Source organism: Delftia tsuruhatensis NBRC 16741, assembly GCF_001571325.1.
In the GTDB taxonomy this organism is placed as follows: domain Bacteria; phylum Pseudomonadota; class Gammaproteobacteria; order Burkholderiales; family Burkholderiaceae_C; genus Comamonas; species Comamonas tsuruhatensis.
Genome location: NZ_BCTO01000016.1, coordinates 1 through 17,592 on the forward strand (window position 1 = coordinate 1; position 17,592 = coordinate 17,592).

10 protein-coding genes are annotated in these 17,592 nt (G+C 71.1%); 3 read left to right on the top strand and 7 right to left on the bottom strand.

The window, feature by feature from the left end:
* Positions 1-31: 31 nt before the first annotated feature.
* The 6 genes from DTS01S_RS07290 to DTS01S_RS07315 all read right to left on the bottom strand — a co-directional run bounded on the left by DTS01S_RS07290 (position 32) and on the right by DTS01S_RS07315 (position 9,092).
* Positions 32-727, bottom strand: coding sequence for a helix-turn-helix domain-containing protein (locus DTS01S_RS07290; protein WP_016447398.1), 696 nt, complete (start codon positions 725-727; stop codon positions 32-34).
* Positions 728-781: 54 nt separating this feature from the next.
* Complete coding sequence (locus DTS01S_RS07295; protein ID WP_016452210.1) at positions 782-1,867, bottom strand: YkvI family membrane protein; 1,086 nt, start codon at positions 1,865-1,867, stop codon at positions 782-784.
* Between the two features lie 59 nt (positions 1,868-1,926).
* Entirely contained in the window at positions 1,927-3,081 is a 1,155-nt protein-coding gene (locus tag DTS01S_RS07300; protein ID WP_174538870.1) for an NAD(P)/FAD-dependent oxidoreductase, read from the bottom strand.
* 150 nt (positions 3,082-3,231) lie between these two features.
* Positions 3,232-4,665: an efflux transporter outer membrane subunit gene (locus DTS01S_RS07305; protein ID WP_017407368.1), complete on the bottom strand. Its 1,434-nt coding sequence runs from the start codon at positions 4,663-4,665 to the stop codon at positions 3,232-3,234.
* Positions 4,658-7,864, bottom strand: coding sequence for an efflux RND transporter permease subunit (locus tag DTS01S_RS07310; RefSeq protein WP_061287500.1), 3,207 nt, complete (start codon positions 7,862-7,864; stop codon positions 4,658-4,660). The genes DTS01S_RS07305 and DTS01S_RS07310 overlap by 8 nt, the downstream gene beginning before the upstream one ends.
* 13 nt (positions 7,865-7,877) lie before the next feature.
* On the bottom strand, positions 7,878-9,092 hold the full coding sequence (locus tag DTS01S_RS07315; RefSeq protein WP_016447393.1) for an efflux RND transporter periplasmic adaptor subunit: 1,215 nt from the start codon (positions 9,090-9,092) through the stop codon (positions 7,878-7,880).
* A gap of 408 nt (positions 9,093-9,500) precedes the next feature.
* Here DTS01S_RS07315 and DTS01S_RS07320 point away from each other — a divergent pair, with 408 nt between their 5' ends.
* From DTS01S_RS07320 to DTS01S_RS07330, 3 genes are all read left to right on the top strand, one after another.
* Positions 9,501-12,680, top strand: a complete 3,180-nt coding sequence (locus tag DTS01S_RS07320) for a hypothetical protein (RefSeq protein ID WP_061287501.1) — start codon at positions 9,501-9,503, stop codon at positions 12,678-12,680.
* A 31-nt stretch (positions 12,681-12,711) separates the two neighbouring features.
* On the top strand, positions 12,712-14,442 hold the full coding sequence (locus tag DTS01S_RS07325; protein WP_061287502.1) for an SWIM zinc finger family protein: 1,731 nt from the start codon (positions 12,712-12,714) through the stop codon (positions 14,440-14,442).
* Between the two features lie 307 nt (positions 14,443-14,749).
* Positions 14,750-16,759, top strand: coding sequence for a reverse transcriptase family protein (locus tag DTS01S_RS07330; RefSeq protein ID WP_061287503.1), 2,010 nt, complete (start codon positions 14,750-14,752; stop codon positions 16,757-16,759).
* Between the two features lie 3 nt (positions 16,760-16,762).
* On the opposite strand, the gene DTS01S_RS07335 is transcribed toward DTS01S_RS07330, so the two are convergent.
* Entirely contained in the window at positions 16,763-17,575 is an 813-nt protein-coding gene (locus DTS01S_RS07335; RefSeq protein ID WP_016447389.1) for an AraC family transcriptional regulator, read from the bottom strand.
* Positions 17,576-17,592 lie beyond the last annotated feature (17 nt).

Here is a 17,592-nt window from a genome sequence, read left to right on the forward strand (position 1 = left end):
CGGCGCAGCCGCTCAGGGGGTGCTAACCATTTCAGCTGCAGACAGAGACGACTTGCGCCGGCTGGCGGCTCAGGCTCACATACACATGGCCCACGCCGCTGTCGAAATACGCGGCCTCATGGCGGCCCAGTTCCACCGATTCGCCGTTCTCGAACAGGATGCGCACCCGGCCCGAGAGCACCATCACGAACTCCTGGCCCGCATGGCGGATGGTCTCCGAGAATTCCCCGGCCTCGCGCGCATTGATCACGGCCACCAGGGGCTGCATCTTCTTGCCCGGGAAGGCGCCGCACAGCACGCTGTAGAGGTACTGGTCGGTCTCGTAGCGCTGCACGTCCTCGAAACGGTCCTTGACCACGGTGGGCGTGTCGCCGGCCGCCTGCTGGGCGTCCCCGACCATGAACAGCCGTGTCATGTCGATGTCCAGCGCATTGCCCAGCATGAGCACCTTCTCGTAGCTCAGCGCGATCTGGCCGCGCTCGGCCTTGGAGATGGTGGACACGGCCAGGCCGCTGCTTTCGGCCACCTGCTGCAGCGTCAGGCCGCGCTCCTTGCGGGCCTTGCGCAGCTTGGCCCCCACTTCGTGCTTGCCTGCGGGCAGGGCGGCGGCCGTGCGGGCGCCCGGCAGCACGGCGGCAAGGACCTGGTCTGCCGTGGGAAGCGGACTGGAGCGAGGGCTGGGGCCGGGACCAGGGGCGGGACTGGTGCGAGGACGGGGGCTGGGCATGAAGCGGGCGATCGGGGCTGGCGACCGCCCGATTCTAGGGTCAGGCCCGCCCCCTCAGGTGCCGCGCAGATCGGCCTGGGGCGCCGGCCTGCGGCCCATGCGCAGCCAGCCTGCCAGCGCGCAGGCCATGAGCGCGAAGCCGATGTAGCCATAGACCGGGTAGACCATGCCCACCAGCGTGATGAAACCCGCGAAGCTGCCGCCCAGTGCCACCACGCCCGCCACGCCCGTGCCCCAGCGAAAACGCGGCGTGCCGGCCGGCAGGATGCGGGCCACGAAGGCATAGAGCATGCCCACGGCGGTGTTGAGGATCATGCCGAAGATGACCAGCGACATCAGGTGCCCCAGCCAGGGCGAGATCTGCGTGGCCAGCGCCAGCATGGGCATGGACAGGCCGCCCAGCGTGTCCATGCGCCAGACCATGGCGGCCGCGATCAGCAGCATCAGCAGGCCCAGCAGCAGCCCGCCGGCCACGCCGCCCCACAGCGCCACGCGGCGCGAGCTGGCCTGGCCGCCCATGATCACCAGGAAGGGCATGCCCGCCACCACGTTGTAGGAGACATAGAGCAGCGCCGCCACCAGCCAGTGCCCCGCACCCCGGGGCTGGGCGGCGGTGGCGGCCTCCAGCGCGGCCGGCTCGCCCTGGGGCGTCACCAGCACGTAGCCTGCGACCACCACGGTCATGAACACCAGCAGCGGCGTGACCGCGCCGATGAAGGCGATCACCCGGCCCACGTCCAGGCAGACGATGAGCACCGTGGCCACGGTGGCCAGCACGCTGCCCCAGACCTCGGGCAGGCCCAGCCACTGGTGCAGCAGCGAGCCTGCGCCCGCCAGCATGACCACCGTGATGGCGAAGAGGAAGAAGGTGATCAGCACATCGAACACCATGCCCACATGCCGGCCCAGCAGGGCCTGCACCACCTCCTTGTGCGAGCCGGCCTGCAGGCGCTGGCCCATGGTGGAGAACGCCATGGACAGGAAGACGAAGGCCAGGGCCGCCACCAGGCAGCCCGCCAGGCCGATGGCGCCAAAGCCCGCGAAGAACTGCAGTATCTCCTGCCCCGAGGCGAAGCCCGCCCCGACGATGACGCCGACGAAGGCGCCGGCAATCCTGCTCACTTCCTTGAATGCACCCATGCCTGTCTCCTTGGATTGTTGTGTGTTGCGGGGGCTGAAAAAGCGAAAAGGCAGGCGTCTCAGGCCGCGAAGCGCTCCGGGCTCAGCCGCCGGGCATCGACGCCCTGGGCCAGCAGCTCGGCGGGCAGCGGCTCGCGCATCAGCAGCGCGGCAGCGGCGGCCGAGGCGCCGGCGGCCGTCTGTATGCCGTAGCCACCCTGCCCTGCCAGCCAGAAGAATCCTTCACGGTGCGCGTCCCAGCCGATCACGAAGTCGTCGTCGGGCGCAAAGCTGCGCAGCCCGGCCCAGACATGGCGCGGCCGGCGTATGCGCAGGCGGGTCAGTGTCTCGATGCGGTCTATGCCCATGGCCACGTCCAGTTCCTCGGCCACCACGTCATGCGGCGGCACGGGATCGGCATTGGCGGGCGAGCCCAGCAGCTGGCCGGCATCGGGCTTGAAGTAGAAGCTCTCGTCCACGCCGATCACGGCAGGCCAGCCGTGGATGTCCTCGCCCTCGGGTGCGGCAAAGGTGAAGGCCGAGCGGCGGCGCGGCTCGATGCCCAGCGGCTGCGCGCCGCACAGCCGGGCCACGGCATCGGCCCAGGCGCCTGCGGCATTGACCACGGCGCGGGCACGGACCTGCGACCCGTCCTGCAGCACCAGGGTCCACAGGCCCTGGCCATCACCATCCACCTCGCGCTCGGCGCCGGACAGTTCGGCGCCGCAGCGCAGCCGCGCACCGGCACGCGCCATGCCGCGCAGAAAGCCCTGGTGCAGTTCGGCCACGTCGATGTCCATGGCGTCCAGGTCATGCACGGCACCCACCAGCTGGCTCTCGTCCAGGCAGGGCACCAGGGTGCAGGCCTGGCGCGCGTCGATGCGCTCGGCGCGCAGGCCGTCGCGCCGGTACATGGCCAGGGCATCGTCGAGCAGGGGTTCCTGGCCGGCCGTTCCTATGTAGAGCACGCTGCGCGGCTGCAGCAGCGCGTGTTCGCAAAAACCTTCGGGCGGCGCGCTGTAGAAGGCGCGGCTGGCGCGTGTCAGCGCGCGTATCTGCCCGGTGCCGTAGCTTTCCATGAACATGGCGGCCGAGCGGCCCGTGGCGTGGTATCCGGGCTGCGGCTCGCGCTCGAGCACCAGCACCGAGGCGCCCGCACCGGCCAGCCGCCAGGCCACGGAGGCGCCGGCCATGCCGGCACCGATCACGGCGAAATCCAGAACCTGGCTTTCCATCATCCATCGCTCCATTTTTTCCAATGAGAAAATTATCCGATAAGAAAAAAATGAGGCAAGCCCCTGGTCCTCGTGGTTTTCACCGGGTGCGCCGGACAAGAAAAAAGGGACGGCGCCTGGCCGTCCCTTTTTGCAACGCACGCCTTGTGCTCAGGCTGGCGGCAGCTTCCCGTCCCAGCCACCGGCCAGGGCCTGGTACAGCGCCACGGCGGCGCGCAGGCCGCGTGCGCGGCTGTCGGCGGCGGCGTCCTGGGCCGCGTAGAGGTCGCGCTGCGCATCCAGCACTTCGTACAGGCCCACGCTGCCCAGGTGGTAGCGGCGCAGCGCCAGCTGTTCTGCGCGCTGGCGCTGCTCGGCGGCCTGGGCCAGGTGGGCATCCTCGGTGCGCGTGCGCTGCAGGCGCACCAGGGCGTTCTCGGCGTCCTCCAGCGCCAGCAGCACGGTCTGCTGGTACTGGGCCAGCGCGGCCTGGGCGCCGGCCTCGCTGGCCGCGATGCGCGCACGCACGCGGCCCACGTCGAGGAAGGACCAGTCCACGCCCAGGAACACGCTGCTGGTGGCGCTGCCGCCCTCGAACAGCGCGCCGCCGTGCAGCGCCGTGCTGCCCAGCAGCCCGCCCAGCGACAGGCGCGGGAACAGGTCGGCCGTGGCCACGCCGATGCGCGCCGTGGCCGCATGCAGCCGAGCCTCGGCCACGGCCACGTCCGGACGGCGGCGCAGCAGGCCGGCCGGTGTGCCGGGGTCGATGGCCGGCGGCAGCTGCGGCAGGGCGGCAGGCACATCCAGCGCGGCGATCAGCGCCTCGGGCACCTGGCCCGTGAGCACGGCCAGCCGGTGCTGGGCCATGGCGATCTGCGCCTGCAGTGCCGGGATGCGCGAGCGCGTGGCCTCCAGCTGGGCCTGGGCGCGCGCCAGGTCGAACTCGGTGCCGCTGCCGTGTGTGAGGCGCAGCTGCACCAGGCGCAGCGTGTCCTGCTGGTTGGCCGCATTGGCCTGGGCCAGGGCCAGGCGCTGCTGCCAGCCGCGCAGGTCGGCATAGCTGCCCGCGACCTGGGCCGCGATGGCCACCTGCAGCGCCGCGAGATCGGCCGCGTCGGCGCGCAGGTCGGCACGCCGCGCCTCAATGTTGCGCCGCACGCGGCCGAACACGTCGATCTCCCAGCTGGCCGACAGCCCGGCCGTGTAGCTGCGCTGGCTGCGCGGCCCGTAGAAGGCCTCGCTCTCGCTGCGCTTTTGCTGCGTGGCCTGGCCCGACATCGTGACCGTGGGGAACTGGTCGAAGCGGCTTTCGCTCAGCAGCGCCTGGGCGCCGTCCAGCCGTGCCAGCGCCACCTGCAGGTCCTGGTTGCCGCCCAGCGCCTGCTCCACCAGCCGCGTCAGCTGCGGATCCTGGAACTGGCGCCAGAAGGCGGTATCGGGCTCGGCCTGCGGGGTGGCCGGTGCAGGCTCGGCCCGCGCGAACTGTGCTCCGGCCTGCGGCGCCGCAGGCGCCTTGAAGTCGGGGCCGACCGCGCAGCCGGCCACAAGCCCGGCAGACGCCAGCGCCAGCGCGTGTCGGCTCAGGGATTTGCGGATTTCAGACATGGTGGGGCTCCAGGGGTGCGGCTTTGTCGGAGGGTGGGAAGGCAGGCGCGGCATGTGCAGGCGCATGGCCCGTCAGCGCCCGGCCCGAGAGCCGGCGCAGCGTGACGTAGAACACCGGCGTGAGGAACAGGCCGAACAGGGTCACGCCCAGCATTCCGGAGAACACCGTCACCCCCGTGGCCGCGCGCACCTCGCTGCCCGCGCCGCCGCCGATGAGCAGGGGCACGGCACCGGCGATGAAGGCGATGGAGGTCATGACGATGGGCCGCAGCCGCAGGCGGCAGGCCTGCAGCGCGGCATCGACGATGCCCACGCCGCGCAGCTCCAGCTCGCGCGCGAACTCCACGATCAGGATGGCGTTCTTGCAGGCCAGCCCCATCAGCACCACCAGCCCCACCTGTACGAAGACGTTGTTGTCGCCGCCGGCCAGCCAGACGCCGAACAGCGCCGCGCAGATGCACACGGGCACGATGAGGATGACGGCCAGCGGCAGCGTCCAGCTCTCGTAGAGCGCGGCCAGCACCAGGAAGACCAGCATCACGGCGATGGCGAAGACCACGGCCGCGGCGTTGCTCTGCTCCACCTGCTGGTAGCTGAGGTCGGTCCAGGCCAGCTCGATGCCGCGCGGCAGCGTGCGCTGCGCGATCTCCTGGAGCTTGGTCAGCACCTCGCCCGAGGACAGCACGCGCGGGTCGGAGTCGCCGATCAGGTCGGCCGCCGGGAAGCCGTTGTAGCGCAGCACCGGGTCGGGCCCGAAGCTGGGCACCACGGTGACCATGGAGCCAATGGGCACCATCTCGCCGCGCGCATTGCGCGTGCGCAGCCGCGCGATGTCCTCCACGGCCTGGCGGTGGTCGGCATCGGCCTGCAGCATCACGCGCCAGACGCGGCCGAAGGCGTTGAAGTCGTTGACGTAGACCGAGCCCAGGTAGGCCTGCAGCGTCTGGAACAGGTCGGTCAGCGCCACGCCCTGCGCCTTGGCCTTGGTACGGTCCACCTTGACTTCGAGCTGCGGGATGTTGGACTGGTAGCTGCTGACCGGATAGGTCATGCCCGGCGTTTTGGCGATCTCGGCCTGGAAGGCCTGCAGTGCCTGCTGCAGCGCCGCGTAGCCCAGGCCCGCGCGATCCTGCAGGAACAGCGAGTAGCCCGAGCCGTTGCCCAGGCCCTGGATGGGCGGCGGCATCAGCGCGTAGGCGAAGCCGCCCTCGATCTGCGCGAACTTGGCGCCCAGCTCGGCATTGATCTCCTCGGCGCTGCGCGTGCGCTCGCCGAAGGGCTTGAGCATGATGTAGGAGCTGGTCAGGTTGGGCGTGGTCGTGGTCTGCAGCGCATTGAAGCCCGCGAAGGCAGCGACTTTGTCCACGCCCTCCACGCTGTGGGCCAGCTCCACGATCTGGCGCGTCACCTCGGAGGTGCGGCCCAGCGAGGCGCCCTCGGGCAGCTTGGCGCCGCCGAACAGGTACAGCTTGTCCTGCAGCGGGATGAAGCCGCCCGGCACGGCCTGGAACAGCACGGCCGTGCCCGCCAGCAGCGCCGCGTAGACCGCAAACACCAGGCCGCGGCGGCGCAGCGACTGCCCCACGGAGTTCTGGTAGCCGTGCGCGCTGCGGTCGAAGAAGCGGTTGAAGGGCCGGAAGAACCAGCCCAGGCTGCGGTCCAGCCCGCGCGACAGCAGATCGCGCGGCGCGCCGCGCGGCTGCAGCAGCTTGGCCGCCAGTGCAGGCGACAGCGTCAGCGAGTTGATGGCCGAGATCACCGTGGAGATGGCGATCGTCACGGCGAACTGCTTGTAGAACTGGCCCGTCACGCCGCTGAGGAAGGCCATGGGCACGAAGACCGCGCACAGCACCAGGGCGATGGCGATGATGGGGCCCGAGACCTCCTTCATCGCCAGGTGCGCCGCCTCCAGGGGCGAGTGGCCCTCCTCGATGTAGCGCTCCACGTTCTCCACCACGACGATGGCATCGTCCACCACGATGCCGATGGCCAGCACCAGTCCGAACAGGGTCAGCGTGTTGATGGAGTAGCCCAGCAGGTACAGCCCCGCGAAGGTTCCGACGATGGACACGGGCACGGCCAGCAGCGGAATGATGGAAGCACGCCAGGTCTGCAGGAAGACGATGACCACCAGCACCACGAGGATCACCGCCTCGATCAGCGTGCTCTGCACCGCCTTGATGGAGTCGCGCACGAAGACCGTGGGGTCCCAGACGGTCTCGAAGTTCACGCCTTCGGGCAGATCCCTGGACAGGCGCTCCATGGTGGCGTAGACCTCCCGCGCCACGCCCAGCGCATTGGCGCCCGGCGACAGGAAGATGCCCACGGCCGCCATCTGCCGCGTGTCGCTGAGCGAGCGCATGCTGTAGTCGCTGGCGCCCAGTTCGATGCGCGCCACGTCGGACAGGCGCACGACCTGGCCGTCGGCACCCCCCTTGAGCACGATGGAGCCGAACTCCTCGGCCGTCTTCAGGCGGCCGCGCACATTGATGGACAGCAGCTTGTCCGAGCCCTTGGGGCTGGGCTCGGCGCCCAGCTGGCCGGCCGATACCTGCACGTTCTGCTCGCGGATGGCGGCGATCACCTCGGCGGCGGTGAGCTGTCGTGCGGCCACCTTGCTGGGGTCCAGCCAGACGCGCATCGCATAGTCGCCTGCGCCGTACAGCGCCACCTCGCCGATGCCGGGGATGCGCGCCAGCTCGTCCTTGATCTTGAGCGTGGCATGGTTGCGCAGGTACAGCGCATCATGGTTGCCGTCGCTGGAGGTCAGGCCCGCATACATCAGCGGCGTGGACGAGCGCTTTTGCGTGGTCACGCCGTACTGGCGCACTTCCTCGGGAAGGCGGCTCTGCGCCTGGCTCACGCGGTTTTGCACGCGCACGGCTGCCGTGTCGGGGTCCACGTCGGCGCGGAAGGTGGCCACCACCTGCAGGCTGCCGTCCGAGGCCGCGACCGACTTCAGGTAGATCAGGCCTTCGACGCCATTGATCGCCTCCTCCAGCGGCACGGCCACCGACTCGGCGATCTCCTTGGGATTGGCGCCCGGATAGGTGGCGCGCACCACCACGCTGGGCGGCACGACCTCGGGATACTCGCCCACGGGCAGCTGCGGAATCGCAACCAGGCCCACGGCGAACAGGATGATGGAGAGCACGACCGCGAAGATCGGGCGGTCTATGAAGAATTTGGAGAAATCCATGGTGCGTCCCGGTTCACTGCGCGGCCACGGCCGACGCCTGGGCCACCGCCGCCTGCCCATCGCCGGGCGCAGGCTTGGGGCTGACCGGCATGCCGGGGTAGTAGATGCGCTGCAGGCCGCCGACCACGAGGCGGTCGCCCGCCGCCAGGCCCTTTTGCACCACGCGCCGGCCATCGACCATGCGGCCCAGCTCCAGGTCGCGGCGCTCGGCCTTGTTGCCCTCGCCCACCACATACACGTACTTGCGGTCCTGGTCGGTGAGCACGGCCTTGTCGTCGATCAGCAGCGCCTGCTGCCCGCCGCCGCCCTGCTCGGACTGCCCTGACTGCAACTGCACGCGCGCGAACAGGCCCGGCGTCAGCAGGCGGTCGGGATTGGGCATGCGGGCGCGCATGCGCACCGTGCCCGTGCCGGCGTTGAGCTGGTTGTCGGTGAAATCCAGCGTGCCCTTGTGCGGGAAGCCCTCATCGCTGGCCAGGCCCATGCGCACGGGCCGGCCCTTGCCGCCGTTGGCGGCGTTGGCGGCCTGCTGGTGGCGCAGGAAGCTGTGCTCGTCCGCATCGAAATACACATACACCGGGTCCTGCGAGACCACGGTGGTCAGCACGCTCTGGTCGGCCTGGGCCAGGTTGCCCACGGTGAGCAGGGCGCGGCCCGCGCGGCCGGAGACCGGCGCGCGCACCTCGGTGAAGTCCAGGTTGAGCCGCGCGGCCGCCAGCGCGGCCTCGGCGGCACGCACCTGGGCGGCGCTCTGGGCCATGGCGCCGGCACGCGTGTCGGCTTCCTCGCGCGAGACGGCATGCTCGGCCACCAGCTGGCGGGCACGCTGGTCCTGGGTGCGCGCCAGGGCGGCGCCGGCACGCGTGCGCTCCAGCTCGGCCTCGGCGCTGGCCAGGGCCGCGCGGTAGGGCCGCTGGTCGATCACGAACAGCAGCTGGCCCTTCCTGACCTCCTGCCCCTCGCTGAAGGCAATGCGCTCGATATAGCCCGACACGCGCGGGCGCAGCTGCACGGAGTCCACGGCATCGATGCGGCCGTTGAACTCGTCCCAGACACGCACGCTGGCCGGCACGACCTCGCTCACCAGCACCTCGGGCGCAGGCGGCGGGCCGTCGCTGGCATGGGCATCGCCCACGGCCTGCGGGCGGCAGCCGGCAAGCAGGGCCAGCGCCGCCAGGGCGCCTCCGAACAGGGCACGCCGCAACGGCGGCGGGGGAAGAACTGGCATGGATCGACTCTCCTTGAGGGGGATGGGCAAGGCCCTGCTGCCGGGGTCGGTGCAGGGCCGGAAAAAGGGGGGCTGTACCGCAGGCTCTGAAGGCCTTGCCGGCGGCTGCTCACAATGGGTTGCATTCTTCAAGTTCAAGTGAACTTGAAGTCAAGATCCAGCCACAAAGACACCACGAAAATTGAGGACGGTTTGCCAGGGGAATCAATGGCCGGATCGGACAAGCGCAGTGGCCATCGGCACTGCGGCGGGCACGCGGCGGGCGGCGCCCGCAGGGCATCGAGGCACTACACTGCGATGCCATCTGACCCTGCGTTGGCCAGCGGGAAACGACGGCCGCGAACACTTTGCGGCCCCGGTTGTTCCCGCCAGCCAACCCCATATGGAAAAGCACTGGATGCCTGCCGCATGAACCTGCTTGCTCAAGCCGTACTGTCCCGCCCGCAGGGACGCAATGAACGCATCAGCACCGTGACGTTGGTGGCCCTGGACCCGCAGGGGCGCGACGCGGCGGCGCGCCATGTCGTGACCTTGCAGGTCACGCAATGGAAGGCCGGCGTCGTCGCGCAGGTCGATGACAGCACGCTGACCCCGTTGCCGCTGGCACTGGAGCCTGCACGCCAGCGCGCACTGGCCTATCTGCGCCAGCGCCTGGCGGCCGGCGATGTGCTGCAGTCCCAGCAAGGTTTTGCCGAGCTGGATGGCGTGCAAGCCTTGCCCTTGGCTGGCCACGCCCAGGAACCGGCGCCGCAGCCGCCACAGCTGCCGGAGTCGCCCGTGCAGGCCGCCGCCATACCGGCCCTGTGCCGGCGCCTGGACGGCAATGCCTGGCGGCTGATGCCCGCAGGCCAGCAGGCGCGCCTGGTGTGGCGCCTGGCGGAATATGCGGATGCCGCGCGCGGCGGCGGCGCCCAGCGCCTGCTGCATGCGCAGGTGCCGCGCCTGGTGGCCCTGCTGGGCACGGGCGACGACCTGCTCGACTACTGCCTGGCCTATCTGGTGGGCCGCCTGGGCGATGGCGGCGCGGCGGTGGCCATGCAGGCGCTGTCGCAGCGCGGCGCCAGCGAGGCCACGCGCGACCTGGCGCACCAGGCCTGGCTGGCGCTGCTCGCGCCGCAGGAGCGCCAGGCGGCGCTGCAGGAGCACCGGGATCAGTGGGAGCAGTGGGTACAAGGGGAGCAGTGGGTACAAGGGGAGCAAGGGGCACAGGGGGAACAAGAGACACGCACCGCCCCGCCGGAGGACGGCCCGCAGGCGCAGCAGGCCGTGTTCAACGCCCTCACGCCCCAGGCGCTGCTGGCGGCCGATACGCTGGGCGCGCACGATGGCGCCGTCCACCGGCAGCTGCTGGCCTGGATGGAGCGCATCCCTTTCACACGCCCCTGGTGGCCTGCCATACGGCGCATCCACAAGCGTGCCGAGTGGCGGCGCGACCACGCCCTGCTGGCCGTGCTGCATGCCCGCTTCGATGGCCCGCGCGACGAGGGTGCCGTCTTCAGCCGCGACACCTCCCTGTACCTGCGCCTGCGCGGCTGGCGCCAGCTGCGGCGCATGGTCTCGGCCGGGCACAGCGAAGGCGCCGCGCAGGCCACGGCCCTGCTCCAGGCCATGGACCGCCGCTGCGCGGGCCAGGCTGCCTCGCGCTCCGGCCGCCTGCCCGAATCGCGCTGGCTGCTTGCCGCCCGGCTGCTGCTGCCGCGCTGGCCGCAGCTGCATGCCTCGGCACGCGCCCATGGCTGGTACACCGACAAGCCGCTGGACCTGCAGCAGCTGCCCGCGCAGCGCGTGGAAGGGCTGTCGCCCCTGTGGGACGCCCACCCCGAGCGGCTGCTGCAGCTGGTGGGCCGCTCGCAGTCCACGCTGCTGCTGTGGTCGCTCACGCGCGCTCTGCAGGACCAGAAGGCCTTTCTGGACAGCCTGGATGCGGCGGCCGCCGCGCCGCTGCTGCACCAAACCTATGCGCCCGCCGCCGCCTTGGGCCTGGAGATTGCCCAGCAGCGCATGGTCGCTCTGACCGACGATGCGGCGCGCCGCCCCTGGCTGCTGGCGCTTGCGCAATGCGGCGAGGGGCCGGCCGCCCGCTACCTGGGCGCCTGGCTGTCGCGCGACCGCGCAGCCGCCGCGCGCGATGCCGAGCTGGTGGCGGCCCTGCTGCTGTCGCCCGCCGCCAGCTCGCGCACGCAGGCACTGGCCCTGCTGCTCTATGCCGATGGCGCCGCCGTGGCCCTGGCCCTGCTGGCGGCGCTGCCCACGCTGGATGCGGACGGCGCTGCGCTGGCCGACATCCGCGATGCGGTGCAGGCCCTCTTCGCGGACAAGGCACCGCTGGTCGCGCACGCGCCCGGCGTTCCGGCCCCGCCGCTGCACCACCTGCTGGCGCATTCGGTGACGGCACTGGTGGAGATGGCGACCGCCTGGCTGCTGGCGCACCCGCAAGGCCTGCGCACCCTGCCTGCGGCGGCGCTGCGCGGGCTGCTGGAATCCGAGGAACCTGCGCGCATGGCCTGCGGCATACGGCTCATGGGCAGCCTGGCCGACGATCTGCTGTGCGAGCAGGCCGACATGCTGGCCGGGTTCGCGGTATCGCCCCATGCCGCCTTGCGCGCAGCGGCCGCGCCCCTGGTCGAGCGCCTGGCCGGCACCCCTCTGTACAACGCGCGCTGCAACGCCCAGATCGCCGAACGCCTGCACGAGGTGCTGTTCCGCGCGGAAAAGGCCGAAGGCGTCCACGACGCGGCGCTGCGCCTGCTCACCGGCCCGCTGGCCGCCGTGGCCCCGGCCCGCGATGCCTCGGGCATCTGGCGCGCCCTGCAGGCCCAGGCCACGGGTGCGCAACGCTACGGCGCCTGGGGCCTGAAGGCGCTGGACATCCAGGCCTACACCCTGCGCCAGTGGTCCACGCTGGCGCGGCATGCCGATGCCGATGTGCGCGCCCTGAGCCGCCAGAGCATCGACACGCGCCTCACGCCCATGGAACAGACCCGGCCCGAGCAGGCGGAACAGTTGCTGCCGCTGGCCGACGCCCTGTTCGCCGACACCCAGCAGTACGCGCGCGATATGTTCGGCCAGCGGCTGCCGGCCAATGCGCTCACGCCCGAGCTGCTGATCGGCTGGGTGGACCATCCCCAGTCCTGGGTACAGGCCCTGGGCCGCCAGCGGCTCGAGCAGCACATGAGCGCGCGCGAGGCCAGCCTCTACCTCGCGCGCCTGGCCCAGCACCCGGCCCCCGGCGTGCAGCTGTTCGTCACGCAATGGCTGCTGGCCCTGCCCGACGAGCCCGCGCCCCAGCGCGCCACGCGCCTGCAGGAGCTGCAGCCCTACTTCCTGGCCGTGCTCAGCCAGGTGCACCGCGCGCGCGCCAGCAAGACGCGCGTGCTGCATTTCCTGCGCGGCCAGGTCGATGCGCCCGAGACTGCGGCCGTGGTCGCGGCCATCTTCGCGCGGCAGGTGGTCAGCGCCAGCCAGGCCGACCAGCCCGACTATGTGGCCGGGCTGCGCGACATCGTGCAGCGCCATCCCCATCTGGCGCAAAGCTTCATGCAGCCCCTGGCGGCGGAGCGGCGCGGCCAGGCCCCGTCTTCCACCTGAGCGCCTGTTCACAGCACGGAGTCGAACGGACATGGAATTTCGCTATCAGTACTACGGCAGCACGCAGGTCAGCGACACGGCCACGCAACAGGCGTTTTCCTTCGCGCCCGACCTGCTGCGGCCTCCCACGCGCTTCGACGGCCTGCTCCGGCGCGACGGCCCGGCCTTCCTGCAGGTGCGCGAAGGCCTCAGCGCGCTGCACAGCGTGGTGGTCAGCGACATGCGCACGCGCGGCCGCGACAAGACGGCCTACCGCGAATGGCTGCAGGAGCATGAGTCCCAGCTGCTGGCCGGCTTCATGGCCGACACCGGCGGCGCCCAGGCGCGCGCCAAGGAAATCAGCGCCGAACTCAAGGACCTGCGCGAGACCCGCAACCAGGTGCTCGCGCCCTTCTACAAGGCGCAGCGCAAATACTTCGACTGGCTGTACCAGGCCAACCGCGATGCCTGGTACGTGCTCGACCCCGTGATCACCGTGCACCCGGACCGGCTGCTGTTCGAGGCCTTCAGCCAGGACGAGTCCAGCTACTGCGCGGTCAGCATCCGGCACGAGGCCTTCGAGCATGCGGGCGAGCGCATCTGCGGCACCACCAACATCGACTACTCGGCCAGCCTCTACGAAGAATTCCAGAAGATCCGCAGCTACCGGGACACGCGGCTGACGCTGGACCCGGCCGGCTTTGCCGTGCAGGTGGGCGCCGATCCGGCACTGCGCGAGGAAAAGATCGACCTGCCCGACAGCTGGCTGCGCGGCTTCGTACAGGTCTCCAGCGCCATGGCCCTGCCCGCCACCGTGGTGGAACTGCACCCCATGGACCTGTTCAACATCTGCGCGCGGCTGCGTGCCCGGCGCGAGCGCCATGGCCCGCGCGCGCTGCGCTTCGAGCTGACGCCGGGGCAGCCGCCCGCCGTGGTGTTCGAGCCCTGGGAGGAACGCCTGGCCACCCGGCGCTCGCACGTCGTCAGCGATGCCTTGGGCACGGGCGGCGGCACCATCCGCCTGTGGGGGCGCCGGCGCCTGCTCACGCTGGAGCGGCTGATCCCGCAGGCCACGCGCGTGCGCGTGCACCTGCTGGGCAGCGGCATGCCCAGCTTCTGGGTGGTGGAGCTGGGCCAGGTCACGGTCACGCTGGGCCTGTCGGGCTGGAGCGCCAACGACTGGGCCGCCAGCGCGCGCTTTCACCTGATGGCGCCGCAGGCCGAGGTCACGCCCGCCCAGGTCGAGGCCGTAGGCCGGCAACTGCAGTCGTGCTGGCAGGCCGGCGCGCAGGAACTGGCCCAGGCCACGGGCCTGGCCCCGGCCCAGGTGCACACGGCCATGACGCGCTGGATGCAGGCCGGGCGTGCCGTCTACGACCTGGACGCCGGGCGCTACGCCTGGCGCGAGCTGCTGCGCGAGCCGCTGACGGCGCAGCAATTGCAGCCCGCCAACCCCGAGGAGGACAAGGCGCTGGCCCTGGTGCGCGGCAAGGCCATTGCCCCGGCGCGCATCGACCACAAGGACGGCTTCAGCCGCATCACCGGCCAGATACCGCGCGCCGACGGCAAGCGCCTGTTCGACACCCAGCTCGAACTCAACGCGGACGAGCGCCTGACCGATGCGCGCTGCAGCTGCAACCACTACCAGCAGCACCGGCTGCGCCAGGGGCCCTGCGAGCACATGATTGCGCTGCGCCTGGTGGCGCAGGCCCAGCTCGATGCCGCACGCCAGCCGGCAGGCCCGCAGCAGGCGGCCGCAGCAGGACAAGGAGAAATCGCGTGAACCGCCTCAATTGCTCTACACTGCCACGCGGAGCGACGCGCAGGCTCTTGCAACCCGGGTGGTGTTTCGCCACCCTTGTGAACTGCCGTTTCATGCACCACGGGCGCCGTTTTCACTGTGCCACCCCAGCGACGGTATGCGTTTTCCTGAGTGGCTTGCTACAAGCGAAACACGCATACCGTCGCGGGGTGGCGTCGAGCGAACAGCTCCCGTCCCGTGAGCCCTGCGGGCTCTTCGACGAGAAGCGCGTCGCTCCACCTTCTTGCCCGCCTCGCACCGGCCGGGCCCGCCTTGCAGGGGTTGCCGCATGAGCCAGCCGCAACCCACGCGCGCCGAGATCTACGAGCGCATCAAGGCCTCCAGCAAACAGGAAGTCATCCTCGAGGAAATGCAGCGCCTGGGCTTCTGGCCCAAGGGCGAGGGACAGCCGCAGCTGGCCGCCGCCCACATCCAGCGCGAAGGCGAGCTACAGCGCGAGCTGGCCGAGCTGCGCCAGCAGATCGCCGTGCGCCAGAACCCCGAGCGCGCACTGCGCCAGATGCGCAAGGAGCGCATGCAAAAGGCGCTGGCCCAGCGCGAGGAAACCAAACGCCGCCAGGCCCAGGAACGCCATGACAAGGCGCTGGCCTGGCATGCCAGGCGGTCCACGCACGTGGGCTATCTGGGTCCCGGCGTCTCCGCGGCCCTGCAGGATGCCGCCCGGGATGGCACGGAGCGCAGGCAGGCCGATCCGCAGCGGCTCGCCCGGCACGGCCTGCCGCAGCTGGCCGATGCCGCCCAGCTGGCGCAGGCCATGGGCATCACGGTGGCCGAGCTGCGCTTCCTGGGCTTTCACCGCGAGGTGGCCCGCACCCACCACTACCACTCGTTCACCCTGCCCAAGAAGACCGGCGGCGAGCGGCTGATCTCCGCGCCCATGCCGCGCCTCAAGCGCGCGCAGTACTGGGTGCTGGACAACATCCTCGCCAAGGTGCCCGCGCACGATGCCGCGCACGGCTTCCTGGCCGGCCGCTCCATCGTCAGCAATGCCGCGCCGCATGCGGGCCACGACGTGGTCATCAACCTGGATGTGAAGGACTTCTTTCCCAGCATTGCCTTCGGCCGCATCAAGGGCGTGTTCCGGCATCTGGGCTATGGCGAGGCCATGGCCACCCTCCTGGCCCTGCTGTGCAGCGAAAACCGCGCCCAGGCCTGGCAGGTGGATGGCGAGAAGCTCTTCGTCGGCGGCAAGGCGCGCGAGCGCGTGCTGCCCCAGGGCGCGCCCACCAGCCCCATGCTCACCAACCTGCTGTGCCGCCGCCTGGACCGCCGCCTGCTGGGCCTGGCCAGGCAGCTGGGCTTTGTGTACACGCGCTATGCGGACGACCTGACCTTCTCGGCCTCGGGCGAGGCCGCGCGCGACAACGTGGGGCGGCTGCTGGGCCGCGTGCGCTGGATACTGCGCGACGAAGGCTTCACGCCCCACCCCGACAAGGAGCGCGTGATGCGCAAGGGCCGCCGCCAGGAGGTCACGGGGCTGGTGGTGAACGCGGACAAGCCCGGCGTATCGCGCCAGACGCGCAGGCGCCTGCGCGCCGCCCTGCACCGCGCCACGCAGGCCGGGACAGGCCTGCCAGGCCAATCTGTCCAGCCTGCCCAGGCGCCCCACTGGCAAGGCCAGCCGGCCCATGCCTCGCAGTTGCTGGGAATGGCGCAGTTCGTCCACCAGGTCGATCCCGTGCAGGGCGGGCCGCTGCTGGCACAGGCCCGGCAGCTCACGCGCAGCCCTGTGGACCGGGCGAACGACGCCCTGCTCGAGGCCAGCCGGCAGGACCGCGCCGCCGCGCGCGCCAAGCCCGCCGCAAACGCCACGTTCCGGCGCCTGGCAGCCGGCGGGCAGGCACCTGCGCTGGCCAGCGGCAAGCCATGGTGGCAGCCGGCCGCACCCGCAGCGCCCGTGCTGGAGAAGACCGACCAGCAGCGGCGCGAGCAGCGCCAGGAGGAACGGCAGGCCGCCCGGCAGGCGGCTGGCCCTGCCCCCGGCGCCGCAAGCACCCTGCCCGCGGCATCGACCTCTCCATCGCCATCGCCATCACCGGCCGCACCGGACCCGAATCCGCCCGCATCGAAAAGGCCGCCGATGGCCGGCCTGCTCACCTACTGGGCGCAGATCGTGATCTGCTTCCTGCTGGGCACCGTGTTCCAGGCCCGGCTGATCACGCTGATCGGCATCGTCCTGGTCGTCATCCTCAGGTACCGGCGCATCCAGCGCTGGGATGTCTTCGGGGCGGCGATGGTGGTGGCCGTGCTGGTCGGCCTGGGATTGCGGCTTTCGTAGCGATCAGCGCACCGCGCTGCGCAGTGCCAGAAAGCGGCGCGGCGAGGTGCCCACGGCCTTGCGGAACATGGTCACGAAGGCCGGTGCGCTTTCGTATCCCAGGGCATCGGCCACGGTCTGGATGCGCAGCCCCTGGGACAGCTGCTGCAGCGCGGTGAGCACATGCAGCTGGCGGCGCCACTGGTTGACGGTGAGGCCGGTCTCGGCCAGGAACAGCCGCGTCATGCTGCGCTCGCTCATGCCGATGCGCTGGGCCCAGTCGGCCAGCCGCGCCTGCAGCTGGGGCTGCTCGCACAGGGCGCCGGTCATGCGGCGCAGGCGGCGGTCGCGCGGCAGGGGCAGGTGCAGGCCCTCGGGCTGCGCGTTCTGGATTTCATCGAGCAGGACCTGCATGAGCCGGCCATCGCCGCTGTCGGGCTCGTAGTCCTGCGGCAGGCCCTGCACGCGCTCCAGCAGGGCATGCAGAAAGGGCGAGACGGCCAGCGCATGGCAGGGGCCGGGCGCGGGGCGCGCCGCGCCGGACTCCACAAAGACGATATGGCCGCTGGCCGCACCGCTGCAGCTGACGCGGTGCAGCGTGCCGCCCGGAATCCAGGCGGCGCTGCGCGGCGGCACCACGCAGACGCCGGCCTCGGTCTCCAGCGTGATCAGGCCCGCATTGGTGACCATGAGCTGGCTCTTGCGGTGGGCATGGAAGTCCATTGCCCAGTCACCCGGGCCCGAGCGCATCGGCAGGACGATCACGGGACGGTCCACATGGTCGGGATCCCACCTCTCGGGCAGGACTTTGAGCAGGGCGGAATCCACGGCATTCATGGTGTTTCTCTCAGTTC

What these genes read in the sequence shown, in the direction of transcription:
- DTS01S_RS07325 (WP_061287502.1), top strand. Translation starts at nt 12,712, where the DNA reads ATGGAATTTCGCTATCAGTACTACGGCAGCACGCAGGTCAGCGACACG.
- DTS01S_RS07330 (WP_061287503.1), top strand. Translation starts at nt 14,750, where the DNA reads ATGAGCCAGCCGCAACCCACGCGCGCCGAGATCTACGAGCGCATCAAG.
- DTS01S_RS07335 (WP_016447389.1), bottom strand. Translation starts at nt 17,575, where the DNA reads ATGAATGCCGTGGATTCCGCCCTGCTCAAAGTCCTGCCCGAGAGGTGG.
- DTS01S_RS07305 (WP_017407368.1), bottom strand. Translation starts at nt 4,665, where the DNA reads ATGTCTGAAATCCGCAAATCCCTGAGCCGACACGCGCTGGCGCTGGCG.
- DTS01S_RS07295 (WP_016452210.1), bottom strand. Translation starts at nt 1,867, where the DNA reads ATGGGTGCATTCAAGGAAGTGAGCAGGATTGCCGGCGCCTTCGTCGGC.
- DTS01S_RS07290 (WP_016447398.1), bottom strand. Translation starts at nt 727, where the DNA reads ATGCCCAGCCCCCGTCCTCGCACCAGTCCCGCCCCTGGTCCCGGCCCC.
- DTS01S_RS07315 (WP_016447393.1), bottom strand. Translation starts at nt 9,092, where the DNA reads ATGCCAGTTCTTCCCCCGCCGCCGTTGCGGCGTGCCCTGTTCGGAGGC.
- DTS01S_RS07310 (WP_061287500.1), bottom strand. Translation starts at nt 7,864, where the DNA reads ATGGATTTCTCCAAATTCTTCATAGACCGCCCGATCTTCGCGGTCGTG.
- DTS01S_RS07300 (WP_174538870.1), bottom strand. Translation starts at nt 3,081, where the DNA reads ATGGAAAGCCAGGTTCTGGATTTCGCCGTGATCGGTGCCGGCATGGCC.
- DTS01S_RS07320 (WP_061287501.1), top strand. Translation starts at nt 9,501, where the DNA reads ATGAACCTGCTTGCTCAAGCCGTACTGTCCCGCCCGCAGGGACGCAAT.